This is a genomic window from Vibrio sp. MarTm2 (assembly GCF_027587055.1).
Lineage (GTDB): Bacteria > Pseudomonadota > Gammaproteobacteria > Enterobacterales > Vibrionaceae > Vibrio > Vibrio sinaloensis_D.
Map to the genome: position 1 here is coordinate 346456 of NZ_JAPPTK010000003.1, position 18064 is coordinate 364519.

Genomic DNA, 18064 nt, shown 5'->3' on the forward strand with positions numbered 1-18064 from the left:
GATGTTTGGGCTATTTCGACGTAACAAAACACACAGTATCACAGGTATTTCTTCACATCGGTTAGCGTTGTTGACCGTATCGGAACGAATTAAGCCGATGAAACAGGTGGACTTTGAGATAGCCGATCAGAGCTTAGAAGAGATGTTTGACTGGCTAGTGTCGCTGGATCAATCGCACTGGTTAAATGGTGGTCACTACAATCTCATGGAGCAGTCTGCTAATCAGTTCCAATTGCACCTCAGCCGTTTTTTAGGCTCTGATACGTTGCCCGTTGCGCTGACAAACAATAGCGAGAGTTTGCTCTACAGCTTACCTCTTCTTCATTCTTCGCAGCGAGATTTGGGCATTATTCATATTGGTCGGCAGTTTGAGTTAAAAGCGTCACTAGAGCCTGACCAAGGCTCGGCCTTTCACTTTGCATTGTCACGCTATAATGAATGCCGATTGTTCTGTTTAGGGATCGACAGTGCCAACATTGACGAGCGAACCATTGAGTATGCAGAAGATCTTGGCTGTGATTGGTTAACGTTGCCAGAGTGCAATTTTAGTCATCGTTTTCAAGTGAAGCAGCAGATCGCGACGTATCTTACCCATTGTGAAGAGGTGATACTCAACATTGATCTTGCTTGCCTATACCCAGTTTCTCGTTTGGAGCAAGGCAGCGCATTGGATATTCAAATGGTCAGCCGTATGTTGAGACAAATCTTGATTTCAGGAAAGGTGCGCCAAATTCAGTTGGTCGGCTATAAAGATAAACACCTGTTCTCCAAACAAACTCAGGCCATTTTCCATGAGCTTGCCCAAATGTTCCCATCGAACAACTGCGCAGCTTAATGTTACTTTCTAACATCGCAATTTTCTTATGCGAGGAAAGGCTAAGCGATGTCAGCGCTAAGTGTAAGCGATGAATTGATGAGTAATAATGAGCCTTGCTTGTCGGGGCTCAAGCCATAGCCTGTTGCGCATTTTTGTCTTCCGTTTTGTCCCTTTCCCCATAATTACCCGTCATTTTTGAGTGTGACCAAATTCACTTTTTCGCAACAAAGTCCTTACTCTTTGTGCCGTGTTACTTTTCTCCAAACTAATTATACCTTTGTCACTAACCCTTTGATCTGACGTGTCTCGCGCCATGTTACTTTTTAACAATTAAGTTGCTCTCCATAAGTTACTCAAAAACAAATCCATTTAAAAACAATTACTTAAAGTTACCTTGTTGATCTTGTGTTAGAAACTATCACACAAATTTGTTTTTGTGATCGTGAACACTTCACCACAATTATCTTATCGGTATGGTTAATTTATCCGCACTTTAGTGAGCAAAACTTATGCGGAAGCGCCTCCAAGGAATGCTGTCAAAAAGGAAGGACAATGGGTTTATGACATTACCGAATAACATCATTACAACAACAAAAAATCGGCTAAATAAAGCCAATCAATTTGCAGTGGGAATTTTGACTGTCTTATTGATTTTAGATGTTTGGCTAGGCGTGTTGGACCGCTACGTACTCAAGCTGCAATTGGTGTGGGTTGAAGAGCTGGCACGTTACATCATGATATGGGCAATTTTAATGGCGGTGCCATGCTGTACCGCCGGCAGAGAACATATGGGGTTAGAATTTGTCACTAAACGTTTTCCCTATGTCGCCCAACAAATGGTTAAGATTGGCGTTGGCGCACTGACTTTTAGCTTCTTTGGCTACATCGCCTACTTGGGTTATACCTTTGCAGAGAAGGGCGCAAATCAACTTTCAACGGTCTTTTCTATGCCAATGGCTTATGCCTATGCGGCAATCCCCGTCACTTTTGCTCTGTCCAGTTTCCAAGCTTTCTTGGTTTGGCTTGAAGATATCTACGCGCTGAAGCTGTACTTAGCGTCTGAAAAGTTTGATGTGCAAGGAGAGCAGTTATGATTGTCGGCGTAGTGTTTTTATTGTTAATGCTGATTGGCGCTCCGATTGCTATCGCCTTAGGTGTGGCTGGTATCACCGGGATGTACGATATGGGTGGTGCACACTTTGCGTCGCTGGCACCAAGTAAGATCTTTAATGGTTTAAATATTTTCCCTTTCTTAGCGATGCCGTTTTTCATCTTAGCGGGTGAGATCATGAACCACACTGGCATCACGAATCGATTGGTTTATTTATCGGAAGCTCTGGTTGGTCACTTTCGTGGTGGTCTCGCGCATTCAAACATGGTGGCATCGGTGTTTTTCTCAGGTATTACCGGTTCAGCCACCGCGGATGCCGCGGCATTTGGTCGAACGCTAGTGCCAGCTATGGAGAAACAAGGTTATTCGAAAGATTACGCTTGCGCAGTAACGGCAGCGGGCTCAATCATCGGCCCTACCATTCCACCATCAGGGCTTATGGTGGTTTATGGCTCGCTTATGGGGGTGTCTATTGGCGGCTTATTTGCAACGGGTATTTTACCGGGCATCTTGGTGTGTCTGGTATGTATGGCAATCATTGGCGCAATGGGTAAACGCAAAAACCTACCAAAGATGAGCCAAAAAGCGACGCTCGCTGAAGTACTGGATCACTTTAAAAACTCAGCCTTAGCATTGCTGATGCCACTTATTATTCTTGGCGGGATTGTGTTTGGCATTGTGACGCCAACGGAAGCGGCATCAATCGCGGTGGCTTACGCGCTGGTAATTGGTACCTTTATCTACCGGAACCTTACGCTAAGTGCACTCTTTCAAATGGTGATTCGCACGGCACAAATCTCGGCGGTCATCTATCTCATCATTGGTTCCGCTTCGATTCTTGGCTGGTGGCTGAGCTTCAATCAAATCCCACAGATGATTGCGGACATGTTTATTTCACTGTCGGATAACCCACATGTGATCTTAGCGCTGATCATCGCGCTTTTACTCACGGTTGGCATGATCATGGATATCAATGTGATGTTGATTATTCTAGCGCCAATCTTAGTGCCATTGACGATGGAAATCGGTATGGACCCGCTGCATGCAGGTATCGTCTTTATTCTTGCTCTTAATATCTCATTGATGACACCGCCAATAGGGGCTTGCTTGTTCGTCCTTTCATCCGTCACTGGAGCAAAAATAGAAGGCATATCGAAAGAGTTAATGCCGTTCCTTATCGGCCAACTGCTGCTGTTATTCGCAATCGCATTTTTCCCTGACATAGTGCTGTTTATCCCACGACTGCTGGGCTACTAGCACTGCAACACCCTGACCCTACAAATCCTGGCTATCGCATTAGCCTAGCCAGGTAATAACTAAAATTCATACATAATGGAGTTATTATGAAAAAGCTAACCAAATCACTGATCGCAACTGCTCTGGCAACCAGTCTTTTTACCGCCCCTTTTGCTATGGCAGAAAAGGTTCTGCGTATCGGCCATGACAACAAAGCTGACATCATGGAGAACCCTGCCCATGCGTTTACTGGGGTGTTTAAAAACATTGTTGAAACGGCAACCAACGGTGAAATTAAGGTTCAAGTATTTCCTAGCAACCAGTTAGGGACGGCGAAAGAGCACATTCAGATGGTGCGTGATGGTCAGCTGCAAGGGACACTTTCGCCAGTTGGTCCTCTTGCCGGTTACTACCCACGTATTGGTGTATTGGATGTGCCTTTTGCATTTGATAACAACGCGTCTACCTATGAAGTGCTTGATGGCAAATTTGGCAAAGCTTTAGCGGGTGACATAGAGGCAGAACTGAAAGATGTCAAAATCTTAGGCTTCCCAGATACAGGCGGCTTCTTCTCAGTGACTAACTCTAAGCGCGCCATTGAAGATCTCGATGATTTTAAAGGTCTGCGCATTCGTACCATGACGCTGCCAACACACCAAAAAATCATTCAGTCTCTGGGCGCTGAAGCGTATCCGCTCTCATGGGGCGAAGTCTATTCATCTCTGCAGACAGGCGTGATTGATGGTCAGATGAACCCAGTACCTACGGTCTCTTTCGCTAAGTTTAACGAAGTGCAGAAATACCTAACCCTGACGAATCACTTGTTTGCCCCATACACTTTCATGGTGAACAAAAGCTTCTACGATGGGTTAACGGAACAAGAGAAGAAGATTGTTTCCGATGCGGTCGAGATTGCATTGAGCGCTAACCGTGGTCTATCTCGTTTGATTGAGGCATCAAGTGATCGCGGTCTAGAAGGGCTGAAAAAACGTATGAAGGTTAATTCGTTGACGGCTGAGCAGCGTGAGTCAATGCGAAAAGCAACGCAGCCTGGTGTGATTGCTTACGTGAAAGAAACACACGGTGATAAAGGTACCGAACTTCTCAATCTATTCCTTGAGGAAGTCGATAAAGCCAACCAATCTACCTATTTGAAATAGGCTCTCTCCAGCCACTTGCCCCGACACGCGTTGGGGCTTTTTTGTTTTTAAGGGATAAGTATCCCGTTGTGCTGTCGATAGTGAAGTTCTGCTTTCTCATTTTTACAGAGCCTAAAAACGCAAAAGCTGGCGATTAAGCCAGCTTAGTTTTTTGGGTTAGCACATTAAGATTCTTTGTTCGCGTTTTTGTTCGACTCTTTCCAATACTGAATACGAACGCGATGCAATTGTGCTTTTCTCATTTTCTTCATGATATTCCCTCACGTAAATACAAATCCGCTCTTCACTGAGCTAATGTGAATCAAGTTCCTCATGAACAAGACTCAATTTAGCCGCCAATTTTTAAAAAAGCTAGGGTTTGGTTCACATTTTTTTGCATGTATGCCGTACCTTATTTACCAAAATTGAACCATAGCGCACTTTAATGAGTTTGCCATGTAAGTGTCGTTTTTCTGTAAAGGGTTCTTAACCCATAAGAAACAATAAGTTAATTTCTCTGTCATTTACGGCTTCTACCATTCCTTGGCAATTTTTATTAAAACTAAGCAAGGAGTCAGCAATGTGTCCAGTTTCAAGCGATAAGCGTGATAATCAGGATTCTGAGTTCAGCCAAATGATCGATGCTCGTCTGTCGAGACGCCGATTTTTAGCTGGAACAGCGGCAGTAAGTGCAAGTGCATTTCTTTCGCTAAACCCGATCACAAAGGCTTTCGCTGCAAAAAGTGAAAGTGCTCTGCTCAACTTTGAAGCGGTTCCAGCATCGACAGCTGACGCATTCATCGTACCTAAAGGTTATAAAGCGACCCCATTACTTTCTTGGGGAGACCCAATCTTTAATGGCGCGCCTGAGTTTGACCCAAGTGGTAAGCAAGGCTCTGACGCGCAGCTTCGTCAGTTTGGTGACAACACCGACGGCATGAGCTTTTTCCCAATCAATGAAAACCGCGCAGTGATCGCGGTAAACAACGAGTACACCAATTACGATTTGCTGTTTGATCACGGCGGAAAGGCGATGACAGCAGACGACGTTCTTAAAGCGCAAGCAGCGCATGGCGTTACCGTGTTTGAAATTATCAAATCCGATAACGGTTGGACGCTCGACAAAAGCGGCGCACGCAATCGACGCATCACCGCAAACACGCCTATGCAGCTAACCGGCCCGGCTGCGGGGCACGATCTGATGAAAACCGAGCTAGACCCTTCAGGTATGACGCCGCTTGGCACATTCAACAACTGTGCGAATGGCCAGACTCCTTGGGGAACGTACCTTACGTGTGAAGAGAACTTTAACGGCTACTTTGGTACTAGCGCGAGCACAGAGCTAAGTGATGATCACAAGCGTTATGGTGTGAAAGCGGCGAAGAGCAAGTATCAATGGCATGACAGCGATGAACGTTTTGATGTGGCAAAACACCCGAACGAACCACATCGCTTCGGCTGGGTTGTTGAGATTGACCCGAATGACCCAACATCAACACCGCTAAAGAGAACGGCTTTAGGTCGTTTTAAGCATGAAAATGCAGCGTTACTGATCAACGATGACGGTCACGTGGTTGTGTATCTCGGTGACGATGAGCGCGGAGAGCACTTATACAAGTTTGTGTCGAAGAACAAGTATCAGCCAGGCAACGACAAAGTAAACCGCAACCTACTAGAAGAGGGCACTCTGTTTGTCGCCAAATTTGAAATGGATGATAATGAGCTCAAAGGCAAAGGTCAGTGGATTGAGCTGACACACGGCAAGAACGGTTTAACCAAAGACAACGGTTTTAACGACCAAGCAGAAGTGATGATTTTTGCTCGCCGTGCTGCGACACAAGTTGGAGCCACCACGATGGATAGACCTGAGTGGGTTGCGGTGCACCCAGACAACAAACATGTGTTCTGTACGCTAACCAACAACAAGAACCGAGGTGTGAAAGAAGGTCAACCTGTTGGTGGTCCTAACCCTCGTAAAGAAAACCACTATGGCCAAATTGTACGCTGGGTACCGCAAGCCGGTGACCATACCAATGCGGGATTTGAGTGGGACCTTTACTTAATTGCAGGTAACCCTGAGGTCCACAAAGGTAACCTATATGCAGGAAGTGCCAACATTACCGCAGACAACATGTTCAATAGCCCAGACGGGATTGGTTTCGACTCTGCCGGACGTTTGTGGATTCAAACCGATGGTAACTACTCGAACAAAGGGGACTTTGCAGGACAAGGCAACAACCAAATGCTGTGTGGTGACCCAATGACTGGCGAAGTTCGTCGTTTCTTGACTGGACCAATTGCGTGTGAAATCACGGGGCTGACTTTCTCAGCAGACAACAAAACGATGTTTGTGGGTGTCCAGCACCCAGGTGAAAAAGGCGCGCCTTCTCACTTCCCTGGTGGTGGTAACAGCAAGCCGCGTTCAACGATCATGGCGATCACCCGTGAAGATGGCGGCGTGATTGGCGCATAATCACAATTAAAGTGGTGCAATCAAAGCTTCAGAGTGCCTGACTCTGGAGCTTTTTTTATTCTCAACTCGTTAAAAATTGATGCCAGCGCGACTATCTGTACTGCACAAAGCCTAAAAGCCAAAAATTGATAATATCTCCAATATTGAAACGGCAATGGCTAGGCTGTTTTTTACTAATTACTCTCCGCAATGACAGGACAATATTGAAATATCGTGCCTTGTTGGGAGTTAATTACGTGCTAGATTTGGTTTTTTACAAGGTTGTAACGTCAACTCTCAGTCACATTTTTGTCAATTAATTGCTCTCTCAAGAGGAAATTTAGCGCAAGTTTAAGTGGTAATTTTGCCGTCTTGAGTGGGATGCAAGCTCAAAAGCAAGAAAAGTGTGACTTTGTATAAATTTGCTACTAAATCTAGTTGCTTCATTTGTACGGTATGTCTATATTGAAAGAGTACCCAAACTAACCAAAGGTGTTTAGACCACGTCAATTTCAATAGTTAATACGAATACACTGCACGATACAGAAACACAACTTTGCGCGATTTCGCGCTGTGTGATTCCCAAACGTAAAAGAATAAAGTATTGCATGACGGCCTTCGCGATTTAGCGGCATCTTATGGTTAGCCAGGTACTGGTGATGTTAACCATGGAGGAGATTAGGCTATGATATCAGTGATTCTATTCGCATTAGCAATTGTGGTTTTCTTCTGTTGTTGGACTGCCCAACACGGTCTACCTGTGTTAGGAATGAAGCTCGATGAGACCGACCAACTTCTATTGTCGGAAGTGCTCGGTGAAGAAGTTCTAGAAGCATAAGCTACCCACTCAGTCGCGCAGGGGGCACCCACGGGTCCTCCTAGTGCCTGCCTTACTATATATACTCCCCGTTATTCTCTCTTTGCAATACTGTGCTCAATGATCTCCTTAACGGTCTTAAACCTTGCCGGCCAATCGCGGTTCTTTTTTGAAAGTAAGTAGAGGCTATCGGTTATTGAGCTTGGTAATGGATAGACCGTGACCTGCTCTCGGTGGGTAAAACTTTCCAACGTGCTTTTTGGCAAAATAGTAAACCCTAGCCCTTTCGATACAGGCAGAAGAATTTGCGCAATCTGATTGACGTAGCCCGTCATTGGGACGTTGTTCATGGCTAGGCTAGCGAGCTCGGGATCATCGAATTGTGAAAAATAGAGCGCGAAGTAGTGGGCGGCATCAGGGTGACGGATAAACCCTAGCTGCTTGAGAGTGTCTACGCTCAGTGGCTGCTTACTCGCAGGATGACTGGCGGGTAACATCAGGCACAAAGGCTCATGCCCGAGTTTTTCGCTGTGGAAGCGAGCGTCATTCGGCACTCGTGTCACAATCCCAAGGTCGGCGCGATCGTCGAGTATGTCATTGAGGATTTTATGCTCCGGTGCTGCCTCGACTTGTGGAATGAGTTTTGGGTAGCGGCTTTGCAACTCCAGCAAGGCGGGGTAAAGCATCAGGGCCATTGAACCGGAGCAAGAGAGCGACACGGCTCCGGCATAAGGATCGTCTTCGCCCAATGAGGCAAGGAGCTGCTGTTCACTCTTCTCAAGACGTTTGGCGTAGTCGTAAACGGCGCTTCCTTGCTCGGTAATCGAGAAACTTTTCTTATCTCGCTTAATCAATAGATAGCCGCATGCTTCCTCAAGCTTTTTTATGTGCTGAGTGACGCCTGGCTGAGTCATAAACAGCTTATCTGCCGTTTTGGTAAAGTGACCTGTATCGATAAGAGTGGTAAACGTTTTTAACCAAGTAGGGTTGAGCATGATGCTTACTTCATAAAATACCATTATGAAAATTAGGTTAAGCGATAATTGCTAGTTTGTGTAGCAACCTTTGCCTGAACGGAAAAATTATTGTGTGCATCACGCTTATGATTGCTGTTATTATTCTCAGCAAATAGTCGGGGGGCCTGACCATCATCGATGGCATGGCTGAGATCGCACTGCGAGACCCGTTGAACCTGATTCAGTTAACACTGACGTAGGGAACTATTCGCGTGACACTGGGTAGAGTGTCCGCACTCGCTGGCAATTTCTCTGCTGGATGAGAGTTCCTGTACGTCTTGTAATAGGAGCACTCATGCCACATTCACAAGACAATATCCCCATCGTATTGACCATTGCTGGCTCAGATAGCGGCGGCGGCGCGGGCATTCAAGCCGACATCAAAGCCATCTCTGCAACCGGAAGCTATGCGTGTTCGGTCATTACTGCCATTACGTCACAAAACACCCTCGGCGTATCCGCCATACATCCTATCCCTGTTGCTCATATTGAAAGTCAGCTCGATGCCGTTTTTTCAGATCTCAACATCATTGCCGTAAAAGTAGGGATGCTCGCAGACAGCGAAATCATCGACATGGTCGCGAGAAAGATTCGTCAATATCAACCAAAGCATCTCGTGGTGGACCCTGTGATGGTCGCGACCAGTGGCGACTTGTTGCTAAAACACCGCGCGATAGAGGTCTTGAAGCGTGAATTGCTGCCATTGGCCGATCTCATTACCCCTAATTTGCCAGAAGCCGCCGCCCTTATTGGCGGGCAAGTGCCTGAAAGCGAAGATGATATGGGGGCGATGATTGAGCAACTGAGAGGGCTCGGAGCGAATGCTGTTTTACTCAAAGGAGGGCACCTTGAGAGCGATGACAACAGCAACGACCTACTGATTGAAGCCAACAGTAGTGACTTATTGCGCGCGCGACGCTTTGCGACGAAAAATACCCACGGCACTGGTTGCACCTTGTCATCAGCGATTGCGTCTTATCTCGCTCAGGGGAACCGTCTTCACAAGGCGGTGTATCTTGGCAAGCAATATATTTCTCAAGCGATCTCTCATGCTGATGAGCTCACAGTGGGTCGTGGCCATGGCCCAGTCCATCACTTTTTCCCCGGTCATATCAATGTGAGATAGCCCTTTATCGACTCGAGTGAAAGAGGAAATTGACGTCGTTTTGCGATCATCTTTGGCTGCTGAAATGAACTTTCATCGAATTGACATAGTGTTGATAAAGCTCGTAACAAACAGGCGTTTAATACGATTCATGTTGAGTTGTGGAGCGGTGAATTCGAGTGAAAAACTATCTGATGAAAAAGCAGTATGGCTTGGGGTTATTGGCCATCTTGGTGCTATTGGTTTCTCCAATGTCACTGCTAGTTAGTCATATCGATTTACTGGGCGACGTCTCTTTCGAAGAAGGGCTTTTTTATACTCTGCTCACTGATTCCGCTGGCTCACAAGGCTTTCTCATTACCTTACTAGTTCTGTCATTGTTGGTCTGGAGAAAACGCCCGTCTACTCAAAACTTGCTTGCCAACGGCGTCCAACTGGGGGTGATTTTGTTGATTGGTTTTGCGGCTAAAACCGGGCTGAAAATCATGACAGAAAGCCCTCGACCTTACACGGAACTTTTGTCTCACCAGCTTCTCATTCCGCAGCCGGAGCATTTTTACAAGCTCAACTCGACACAAAAAGCTGAAGTTATTGATGGCATTTCGACCCAAGTAAGCCAATGGAGAACTCGTCACTGGCAAGGCGAAAAAGATTACTCGTTTCCCTCAGGACATACGATTTTTGTGGCCATCTGTATCGCGTTTTTTGGTGGGCTATTTGTGCAATCAAGAGAGTACGGACTCGCGGCTGCGCTCATGTTGTGGGGACTCGGTGTCGCGTATAGCCGACTGTGGCTCGGAATGCACCGACCGATAGACCTTGTAGGTTCTATCGTCTTTGTTTCCGCGGTTTATCTATTGGTGCCTCAGTTCCATACATTGAGCGAAAAGATCCTCCTCAAGCTTCCAATCTTGACTCACAAATAGACCAGCTCAAATACAGCGTTTGTTTAGAGATCCCGCATTAGCGTCTCTAACTCTTCGTTGGCTGAATCAATCAAGCGGTTGATTTCTTCCGCGTCTTTGTTAGTTAGCTCAAGTTGCCAAGGTTTTTGCTCGCCCTGAGCTGACAATCGAGTATGTCGGCCAACTTTTCTAAAGCTCAGTTCAGAAAATTCGGCTTGGTGATGAACCTTGTTTTCCTTAATGTCGACATCGAGTAAGCCGACAGGATTGATCTCCACATGAGCATGGTTTTGATCATGAAGTTGATAGTCTCTATGTACGGAAATCATAAGCGGCTCCTTGCTATTGTGAACGGGGATTTAAGCAAGTGTAGGATAGGGAATTTGAACGCTACTCGAAATAAATACCAAGATTGATCTGGCTTAATAAACTCGATGATTTTTGCTGACAACGTCAGCATTGGCATTAAAAAAGCTGCCAGAGGCAGCTCATTCGTTAGGCTTGACTGAGGGGGCTCAGTATTTCTCTGCGGTTGGCTCTGACGATAAATATCACGCCGATCAAAGGGACCACTACAGCGGCAAATGGAATCATGCCTGCGCCCAAGTGGCTGTCTATCACGACACCTCCTAAGAACCCGCCAAATGCGTTGGCCAAATTAAACGCGGAGATGTTTGCTGTTGCCGCGAGTTCTTGTCCTTCGCCACCGTGGTTCATGACTCGTAACTGCATAGCTGGAACATTCGCGAAAGAGGCGACGCCGAATACAAAGGCTGCAGCGATAAAGAGCCAAGAATGGCTAAGGCTTAGCCCAACCAAAAGCAGTGAAACAATCATTGCCAGAGCCCAATAGATGGAAGCGTTATGAAGATTTCTATCCGAGGAACGTCCACCCAGGTGGTTGCCGATGATCAAACCAATCCCAACGATAACCAGAATCCATGTTACGTCTTGCGCATCAAATCCGCTAACGTGCATAGCGATAGGCGCTAAGTAACCATACAAGGTCATAAAGCCCGACCAAACCAATACAGTAACCGTTAAACTGATGAGAAGTAGAGGATTCTTAAATGCAATTAACTGAGTTTTGACCGCTTTTGCTTGCTCGTGTCCATTTGATTGAATCACAACCGCAATAAAGAACAAAGCGATGGCACCGAAGGCCGCGACGGTAAGAAAGGTAGTATGCCATCCAAATTGCAGACCAATCCAAGTGCCCCCTGGCACTCCTAACACGTTTGCTAAGGTTAAGCCTGCAAACATCTGTCCAACGGCGCGGCCAGCCATGTTTTTGGCAACCAGTCCTGTCGCAACCACAGCACCAATACCGTAAAACGGACCTTGAACCAAACCTGTGATTACGCGGCTGGTCATCAATATCCAATAGTTTGGGGCGTAAGCAGAAAGTAGGTTACCAAGAATAAATAGCACCATTAGCCCAGCCAGCACCTTCTTCTTATTGAAACGAGCGAGGTATATAGTGAGTAGTGGGCCGCCAAACACAATCGCAAGTGCGTAGCCACTAATTAGGTAGCCCGCTTGACCTTCAGTAATTGAAAGAGTGTGAGCAACTTGAGGCAATATGCCCGCGATAACAAATTCTGCTGTGCCAATTGCGAAGGCAGCTAAGGTTAGAATCCACACCTGCAGTGGCATCTTTTCATTTTTCATAGCAATCTCATTTTGGGTTTCGATGGCAAGTCGAGGGACTTGTCTGAATAGCGTCAGTATATTGATTCGAAAAAATTTGATAATTGGGTATTATTTGAATTTATTATTCAGTCATTCCAAATAATGAGGTAGGAAGATGGACAAGTTCGCCGATATGGAAATGTTTGTTGCCATTGTTCATCACAGAGGCATGGCATCAGCAGGGAGAGCTTTGGGGCTATCGCCCGCGACCGTGACGGCGAGGCTGCAAAATTTAGAGCAGCGCTATGGTGTGAAGCTGCTGAATCGAAGCACTCGTCATTTGTCTTTGACGGATGCAGGGGCGCTTTATCACCAATCGTGTATTGAAATATTGGAAAGCGTTCGAGCGACTGAGAATGTGCTTCAAACCGGGACCACAGAGGTAAAAGGACCGCTTAAAATCTCAGCTCCGAAAGATATAGGTAAGCAATACATTGCGCCATTGCTCTCCTCTTTTTGTCGTAAATACCCCGATGTGATTCCCTTTCTCTATTTGAATGATGGGTTAAGCAACATGGCAGAATCTGGGCTGGATCTAGTGATTCGCTATGGGGAGCTAGCAGATAGCCAACTGATTTCGCGCAAGTTAGCAACTAGCCAGCGAGTGCTGTGTGCCTCTCCTCAATACCTTGCAGATTACGGAGAGCCAGAAAGCCCGACAGAGTTGATGGCTCATCAATGTCTTGCATTGATAAGAGGGAATGAAGCGCTGCAGCATTGGTATTTTGCCGCTAATGGGGAGCAGCAATCCATTTCTATCATGCCAAAACGGTATTCAGATGATGGGGAGGTGCTTCGTCAGTGGGCGATTGACGGTGAAGGGATCGTCATGAAGTCGATTCTAGATGTCCAACAAGACATTGCTCAAGGTCGTTTGGTCACCTTGCTTGATGGCTATACGAAGAATTTTAGTCAGGTTAGTGTCGGCCAAAGCGCAGATTTACACGTTATCTATCAAAGCCGCGATTATCTACCCAAGCGAATTCGACTGTTTTTAGATCACTTGTATCGTGCGTTTGAGTTAGGGTCTGAGGGGCAGCCATTGTGAACATCGGTATGAGCGTGGTTCAGCTTTTGGTGATGGTACGCTATCCAGCTTGAGATTTACGGTCGCCTTCGCTATCGCAAATATGACTACACTTTAGGCAGTGACTTAAGATCTTATTGGGAAACCGATGTCGTTGCGTGAAACCAAAATAACCAACCCTTGTGTGCGAAATTGTTGTCTCGATGACGATGATGTTTGCCTTGGCTGTTTTCGTACCCTAAAGGAAATCTTGGGTTGGAATCAGATGACTCAGGCTCAACAAAAGCACACCCTGTCTTTATGTCGACAACGACGTCAAAAATCACACCCTTTCTCTTAACCTACTGGGCCGATGTCGCCGCCAACAAAAAAGCAAAATAACGCTTTACCTAAAGTTAACTTGAGGTTTTATCCTGTTGTTAAATCAACAAGGAGTGAGAATTATGCAGAACAATTATGTCAAAGAGTTGGCGATCAAGAGCTATCAAGAAGAAGCGCAAAAAGAGTACTATCGAACATCCTCGGAGTCCTTTCACGCTCCAAGTTTTATGATTAGAATTCTAGCTAGCTCGATACTGATGGGCTGGTATTAGTCTGATTTGCGCAGTTTCTCTACATCCCTGACTTTCTTGGGGTGTTGCACTCAATAGACACTTCGATTAATCTGGAAATATACGATTATTTGGAGTGACTATGGAACTCGACGCTGTCGCGAAAGCACTAAAAGAGCTGGGCCACCCAACGCGGCTATCTATCTATAAAACTGTCGTCAAAGCAGGCCATCAAGGTGTTGCGGTTGGTGCAGTGCAAGAAAAAATGGCCATTCCAGGCTCTACCCTTTCCCATCATATATCGAGTTTGGCGTCAGCGGGTTTAATCAGCCAGCGTCGCGAAGGTCGTACCCTTTACTGCGTTGCAGAGTATCAATGCCTTGAGGGTGTGATTGGCTTTTTGCGCGCCGAGTGCTGCGCCGATGCAAAAGGAAAGTAACCCCTTTTAGATAACGGTGGAAACAGGCAAGTATTTGATACTTTGTGGCACTGAGTGTGGTTAGTTTAACAAGCTACCCAGTAACGCCTCGCTGTTCAGCGAGGCGTTTTTGTGATTTATTGGACACTCACACAACAGAGGATGTTGACCATGGTTACAGCACTTTACGCTTCAATATTGGCTGGTTTGATGATCTGGCTTTCGATTGAAGTCATCAAACAGCGTCGCAAAGCACAAATAAAATATGCCGATGGAGGTGTGGACGCGTTGCAAGTCGCACGCAGTGCTCATGGTAATGCGGTTGATTATGTTCCCATTACCTTAATACTGATGGCTATGGTCGAATACAATGGGGCGTCTGTTTGGCTTATTCATCTATTTGGTACGCTCTTTGTTATTGGGCGCATCCTTCACGCGAAAAGTATTCTTGCCGACAAATTAAAAGGACGCATCACTGGTATGAAGCTCACCTTTCTTGTCATTGTCGGCTTAATCATACTTAACTTGGTCTACTTGCCGTATGAGCAAATTATCTAAATAACCAGCGATAAAGTGGTGTTTTTGATAAGCCAACCACCAAAATGAGCGTTGTGATGAGCGTCCCGAACAGTACTAAGCCATCTTTGGCAAGGTCGGTAATCTCATAGTATCGTGCAACGTTCATCATCAAGATTATGACAGGTAAGTGCGCCACATAGATGGGCAGCACGAACTTTGATAGCGACGTGATTCGTCGATCTTCCCCAAGCTCTGGCTTCGATAATAGCCACAAGAAGCAACCTGTGCCCCATAGAGCTGTACCAAAAAGAAAATCGTTAGCGTTGAACGGTTGATCAAACTGATAGAGCCACGCTGCCTCACCAAAATGAATCATCATGCCGACAAATGCCAATAAGGCGGCGTGTCTTGCGCCAATAGATATGCTGTGTTGACGGATGGCAAAACCAATGGCGAACAACAATGAACTAAAGAATGGACCGTTACGAGTAAAGAATGGGGTCCATAGTTCGGTCAGGTTTTGATAGCTACCGCCGAGCACGCCATATACGTATAGGATTGCACCGATCGGCAATAACCACGTCGTTTTGTTTAGCTTGGCGAGTACACCTGCGATAAGCGCGGCAAACATAAGAGCAGGAATAAACCACAGGTGAACCAATCCCCCCTCCAAAACAGAGTTAAGTGGCGTTTCCGCTAAAAACTGCCAATATCCTTCACGCTCTGCTAGGTAGCCTTGCTCTGCGACTCGCTGAAGGTTGAACGGCATCAGCAAACAAATGATGCTCCAAACAACAAAAATCCTCAGTAATGGGGTGAGGTACTGTTTCAACGTCGAGATAGGGTCTACGATTAACTTAGGTTGAATCAAGTAGCCAGAAATTAGAAAGAAAAGGGGCACCGCAAATCGAGTGGTTTGGTTGAAGATGAAGCCCAGCCAAGGTGTGCCGTCAAACTGCCAATAAGTGAGAAACATTTGGCAGTGCATTGCGACTATCGCGAGAATAGCGACGACGCGGCCAAACTCAATACTGATGATTTTATCGTTATTCATAAGTGACTTTCTATGGAAACAGAGTGGCGAAAGATAACAACTCTTTTGCCGAAGAATCATGATTTGGATGAGGTTTTATGTGGATGCAAACAGCACTTCTTAGCGGATTTGAGAGGCGTATCCCTTTTTTGTAACCGACTTCGTTATCAATAAAATATTGTTGCTAATCATTGTGATAAGTGGTGTGAATGCTTTTGTTGTAGGTATTCATTAGCTGGTGGAGTAGACATAGGAAAAGGCAACTTGGAGAGCAAGATGGTAAACGGAATTAAGATCAGTACAAAAATCATCATCGCGTTTTTGGCATGTTTTATCTGCTTTGGTATCTCGGCGTATGTCAGCTACCAAGGCATGCAAAATGCCAGCTCAAGTTTTAAAACCTTTAGCAACTTATCGAAAGAAACGACACTCATTGGCCAAGTCCAAGCGAATATGTTGCAAACGCGCCTAGGGGTGAATGAGTTTCTTGCAACCCACGATGATAAGTACATGCAGGCATTTAACAAACGCTTGGATCGGACCAATACTCTGCTTTTGGACTTGGAAGCGTATCTTCATGATGAAGAGAGCTTGCGTCATTTAGCAAAAGTTAAAGTAGAAGTGGCGGATTATGCCCGCAACTTCGATCTGTTGCAGAAGGAAGTCCATGAGTTTGATGCTTCTTTGAACGGCACGATGCGTGAGCAAGAAAAAGTGGCCCTCATTGCCATCGATTCGTTGCTGGAAGACGCGCATAACAGCGGTGATGCTGATATTGAGTATTACTCCGCGATATTGATGGAGACCTTCTTGTTCGCCAAAATTTCCGTATCAAACTTCCTTCAAGATCCGCAAAAAACACCGTTAGAGACTCCTCGTCGTTATCTTGAACAGCAGCTCCCTGAAGCGGAGGCTGCGCTCAAAAAATACTTAGTGACCGACAAGCAGCAATCGTTATTGTCTACTTATCAGGGCGAGCGAGAAAAATACAACCAAGATTTTGAGCATGTCGTGATGCTTAAGGAGCAAGAGCAAGTCTTGAGTCGAGCATTGATTCAACTCGGTGAAGATATTTCGCAAGAGCTTGAAGAAATCAAATACACCGCGATCGCTCAGCAAGAGAAGCTCATCCCTCAACTGCAAGAGCGAAAAGAGCAGACGGTGACAGCGATTTTCCTCGCATCTGCCGCTGCCATTGTGATAGGGGTGGTGTTTGCTGTGTGGGTTCGTCACTCCATTTTGCAAGGCATTGCACGGGTGAAGGTGGTATCTCAGCACTTATCCAATGGCAACTTGGCGATTAAGATAGAAAGCAATAGCAAAGATGAGCTCGGCGAATTGCTCAATGATATGCAAGTGACGATCCTCTCGTTGCGAGACATCATCAGCGAAGTGGCGACGTCTAGCAGTCGCGCGGGTGTTATGTCAGAGGAGTTATCCCAAATCACCAGTACCACGAGTGAGTCTTCTCAGGCATTGAAGCAGGAGATGGATTCAATCGCGACCGCAGTGGAGCAACTGTCTGCAAGTACGCTAGAAATATCAACCAGCGCACAAGGCGCCGCAAACTTTACCCAGCAAGCCACATTTAATGCCGAAGAGAGTTTGAGTGTCGTTGGGCAAACCTTGCAAGATATTCGAGTCATAGAGAACGAAATGACAGCAAGTGTTGAGCAGATTCAAGGGCTCTATCAGGAGTCGATCAACATTGGCTCGATTCTCGAAACGATTCGAGGCGTTGCTGAGCAAACCAACCTGCTTGCATTAAATGCTGCCATTGAAGCTGCGAGAGCGGGGGATCAGGGAAGAGGTTTCGCCGTTGTTGCAGATGAAGTTCGAACGCTGGCGCAGCGCACACAAGAAGCGACCCATCAAATTGAAACTTTGATTACCAACTTGCAAGCGGGGGCAGAATCCGCGACAAACTCGATTACGGGCAGCCATAATCGAGTACTTGAAACGTCTCAGCGTGCGATTTCAGCGACCGACAAACTCCAAGCGATCAAAGACTCCATTTTTGAGCTTAACGAGCTGAACTTACAAATTGCGGCAGCGGTTGAGGAGCAGAGCTTGGTGGCGAACAATGTCAGTGGCAGCGTACAAGAAACCAATGAAATATCCACTCAGAACAGCCAATCCGTGGGGGAAGTGTCGGTGGCCGCCAACGAACTGACGGAAGTGGCGCAGAATCTCGATCTGCAAGTGAAACGCTTCACGCTAAACTGA

Annotated in this window: 18 protein-coding genes and 1 riboswitch; of the genes, 14 read left to right on the forward strand and 4 right to left on the reverse strand. The window is 46.2% G+C overall.

Translation table 11 applies throughout. From position 1 onward, the window contains the following. Position 1 precedes the first annotated feature (1 nt). From OH458_RS09180 to OH458_RS09205, 6 genes are all read left to right on the forward strand, one after another. Positions 2 to 835 carry an arginase gene (locus OH458_RS09180; RefSeq protein WP_269978091.1) on the forward strand — a complete coding sequence of 278 codons (834 nt, stop codon included), beginning with the start codon at positions 2 to 4 and terminating at the stop codon, positions 833 to 835. Positions 836 to 1377: 542 nt separating this feature from the next. Next, on the forward strand, positions 1378 to 1911 hold the full coding sequence (locus OH458_RS09185; protein ID WP_269978092.1) for a TRAP transporter small permease: 534 nt from the start codon (positions 1378 to 1380) through the stop codon (positions 1909 to 1911). After that, a complete protein-coding gene (locus OH458_RS09190) occupies positions 1908 to 3185 on the forward strand; it encodes a TRAP transporter large permease (RefSeq protein WP_038135785.1) in 1278 nt (425 codons plus the stop codon). The genes OH458_RS09185 and OH458_RS09190 overlap by 4 nt, the downstream gene beginning before the upstream one ends. An 86-nt stretch (positions 3186 to 3271) precedes the next feature. Then, positions 3272 to 4324: a TRAP transporter substrate-binding protein gene (locus OH458_RS09195; protein WP_269978093.1), complete on the forward strand. Its 1053-nt coding sequence runs from the start codon at positions 3272 to 3274 to the stop codon at positions 4322 to 4324. A 559-nt stretch (positions 4325 to 4883) separates the two neighbouring features. Further along, a complete protein-coding gene (locus OH458_RS09200; protein ID WP_269978094.1) occupies positions 4884 to 6776 on the forward strand; it encodes a PhoX family protein in 1893 nt (630 codons plus the stop codon). A gap of 664 nt (positions 6777 to 7440) precedes the next feature. Next, the gene (locus OH458_RS09205; protein ID WP_005473982.1) at positions 7441 to 7593 is read left to right on the forward strand and encodes a hypothetical protein; all 153 of its coding nucleotides are present in this window, start codon (positions 7441 to 7443) and stop codon (positions 7591 to 7593) included. A gap of 71 nt (positions 7594 to 7664) precedes the next feature. Here the strand turns inward: OH458_RS09205 and OH458_RS09210 are convergent, their stop codons facing one another. After that, complete coding sequence (locus tag OH458_RS09210; protein ID WP_269978095.1) at positions 7665 to 8567, reverse strand: LysR family transcriptional regulator; 903 nt, start codon at positions 8565 to 8567, stop codon at positions 7665 to 7667. 128 nt (positions 8568 to 8695) lie between these two features. After that, positions 8696 to 8808, forward strand: a riboswitch (TPP riboswitch). Positions 8809 to 8883: 75 nt separating this feature from the next. Here OH458_RS09210 and thiD point away from each other — a divergent pair. Both thiD and OH458_RS09220 read left to right on the forward strand, forming a co-directional pair. Then, positions 8884 to 9714, forward strand: a complete 831-nt coding sequence (gene thiD / locus OH458_RS09215) for a bifunctional hydroxymethylpyrimidine kinase/phosphomethylpyrimidine kinase (protein WP_269978096.1) — start codon at positions 8884 to 8886, stop codon at positions 9712 to 9714. Positions 9715 to 9872: 158 nt separating this feature from the next. Then, positions 9873 to 10619 (forward strand): phosphatase PAP2 family protein, encoded by a 747-nt coding sequence (locus OH458_RS09220; protein ID WP_038212335.1) that lies wholly within the window; start codon positions 9873 to 9875, stop codon positions 10617 to 10619. Positions 10620 to 10642: 23 nt separating this feature from the next. Here the strand turns inward: OH458_RS09220 and OH458_RS09225 are convergent, their stop codons facing one another. Beyond that, positions 10643 to 10927, reverse strand: a complete 285-nt coding sequence (locus OH458_RS09225) for a hypothetical protein (RefSeq protein ID WP_269978097.1) — start codon at positions 10925 to 10927, stop codon at positions 10643 to 10645. Between the two features lie 166 nt (positions 10928 to 11093). After that, entirely contained in the window at positions 11094 to 12269 is a 1176-nt protein-coding gene (locus tag OH458_RS09230) for an MFS transporter (protein ID WP_269978098.1), read from the reverse strand. A gap of 136 nt (positions 12270 to 12405) precedes the next feature. Between OH458_RS09230 and OH458_RS09235 the strand changes: the two genes are divergently transcribed. From OH458_RS09235 to OH458_RS09255, 5 genes are all read left to right on the forward strand, one after another. Then, on the forward strand, positions 12406 to 13338 hold the full coding sequence (locus tag OH458_RS09235) for a LysR family transcriptional regulator (RefSeq protein WP_269978099.1): 933 nt from the start codon (positions 12406 to 12408) through the stop codon (positions 13336 to 13338). A gap of 127 nt (positions 13339 to 13465) precedes the next feature. Next, entirely contained in the window at positions 13466 to 13657 is a 192-nt protein-coding gene (locus tag OH458_RS09240) for a DUF1289 domain-containing protein (protein ID WP_269978100.1), read from the forward strand. A gap of 103 nt (positions 13658 to 13760) precedes the next feature. Next, the gene (locus OH458_RS09245; protein ID WP_269978101.1) at positions 13761 to 13910 is read left to right on the forward strand and encodes a hypothetical protein; all 150 of its coding nucleotides are present in this window, start codon (positions 13761 to 13763) and stop codon (positions 13908 to 13910) included. A gap of 100 nt (positions 13911 to 14010) precedes the next feature. Next, a complete protein-coding gene (locus OH458_RS09250; protein WP_005473959.1) occupies positions 14011 to 14307 on the forward strand; it encodes an ArsR/SmtB family transcription factor in 297 nt (98 codons plus the stop codon). A 150-nt stretch (positions 14308 to 14457) separates the two neighbouring features. Further along, a complete protein-coding gene (locus tag OH458_RS09255) occupies positions 14458 to 14844 on the forward strand; it encodes an MAPEG family protein (RefSeq protein ID WP_269978102.1) in 387 nt (128 codons plus the stop codon). Here OH458_RS09255 and OH458_RS09260 read toward each other — a convergent pair. Beyond that, complete coding sequence (locus tag OH458_RS09260) at positions 14837 to 15859, reverse strand: acyltransferase (RefSeq protein WP_269978103.1); 1023 nt, start codon at positions 15857 to 15859, stop codon at positions 14837 to 14839. The genes OH458_RS09255 and OH458_RS09260 overlap by 8 nt on opposite strands. 255 nt (positions 15860 to 16114) lie before the next feature. On the opposite strand from OH458_RS09260, the gene OH458_RS09265 reads away from it, so the two are divergent. Beyond that, complete coding sequence (locus OH458_RS09265) at positions 16115 to 18064, forward strand: HAMP domain-containing methyl-accepting chemotaxis protein (RefSeq protein WP_269978104.1); 1950 nt, start codon at positions 16115 to 16117, stop codon at positions 18062 to 18064.

Coding starts and splice junctions, on each gene's coding strand:
- OH458_RS09185 (WP_269978092.1), top strand. CDS start 1,378: ATGACATTACCGAATAACATCATTACAACAACAAAAAATCGGCTAAAT.
- OH458_RS09225 (WP_269978097.1), bottom strand. CDS start 10,927: ATGATTTCCGTACATAGAGACTATCAACTTCATGATCAAAACCATGCT.
- OH458_RS09240 (WP_269978100.1), top strand. CDS start 13,466: ATGTCGTTGCGTGAAACCAAAATAACCAACCCTTGTGTGCGAAATTGT.
- OH458_RS09205 (WP_005473982.1), top strand. CDS start 7,441: ATGATATCAGTGATTCTATTCGCATTAGCAATTGTGGTTTTCTTCTGT.
- OH458_RS09200 (WP_269978094.1), top strand. CDS start 4,884: ATGTGTCCAGTTTCAAGCGATAAGCGTGATAATCAGGATTCTGAGTTC.
- thiD (WP_269978096.1), top strand. CDS start 8,884: ATGCCACATTCACAAGACAATATCCCCATCGTATTGACCATTGCTGGC.
- OH458_RS09190 (WP_038135785.1), top strand. CDS start 1,908: ATGATTGTCGGCGTAGTGTTTTTATTGTTAATGCTGATTGGCGCTCCG.
- OH458_RS09195 (WP_269978093.1), top strand. CDS start 3,272: ATGAAAAAGCTAACCAAATCACTGATCGCAACTGCTCTGGCAACCAGT.
- OH458_RS09210 (WP_269978095.1), bottom strand. CDS start 8,567: ATGCTCAACCCTACTTGGTTAAAAACGTTTACCACTCTTATCGATACA.
- OH458_RS09245 (WP_269978101.1), top strand. CDS start 13,761: ATGCAGAACAATTATGTCAAAGAGTTGGCGATCAAGAGCTATCAAGAA.
- OH458_RS09255 (WP_269978102.1), top strand. CDS start 14,458: ATGGTTACAGCACTTTACGCTTCAATATTGGCTGGTTTGATGATCTGG.
- OH458_RS09265 (WP_269978104.1), top strand. CDS start 16,115: ATGGTAAACGGAATTAAGATCAGTACAAAAATCATCATCGCGTTTTTG.
- OH458_RS09250 (WP_005473959.1), top strand. CDS start 14,011: ATGGAACTCGACGCTGTCGCGAAAGCACTAAAAGAGCTGGGCCACCCA.
- OH458_RS09230 (WP_269978098.1), bottom strand. CDS start 12,269: ATGAAAAATGAAAAGATGCCACTGCAGGTGTGGATTCTAACCTTAGCT.
- OH458_RS09235 (WP_269978099.1), top strand. CDS start 12,406: ATGGACAAGTTCGCCGATATGGAAATGTTTGTTGCCATTGTTCATCAC.
- OH458_RS09180 (WP_269978091.1), top strand. CDS start 2: ATGTTTGGGCTATTTCGACGTAACAAAACACACAGTATCACAGGTATT.
- OH458_RS09260 (WP_269978103.1), bottom strand. CDS start 15,859: ATGAATAACGATAAAATCATCAGTATTGAGTTTGGCCGCGTCGTCGCT.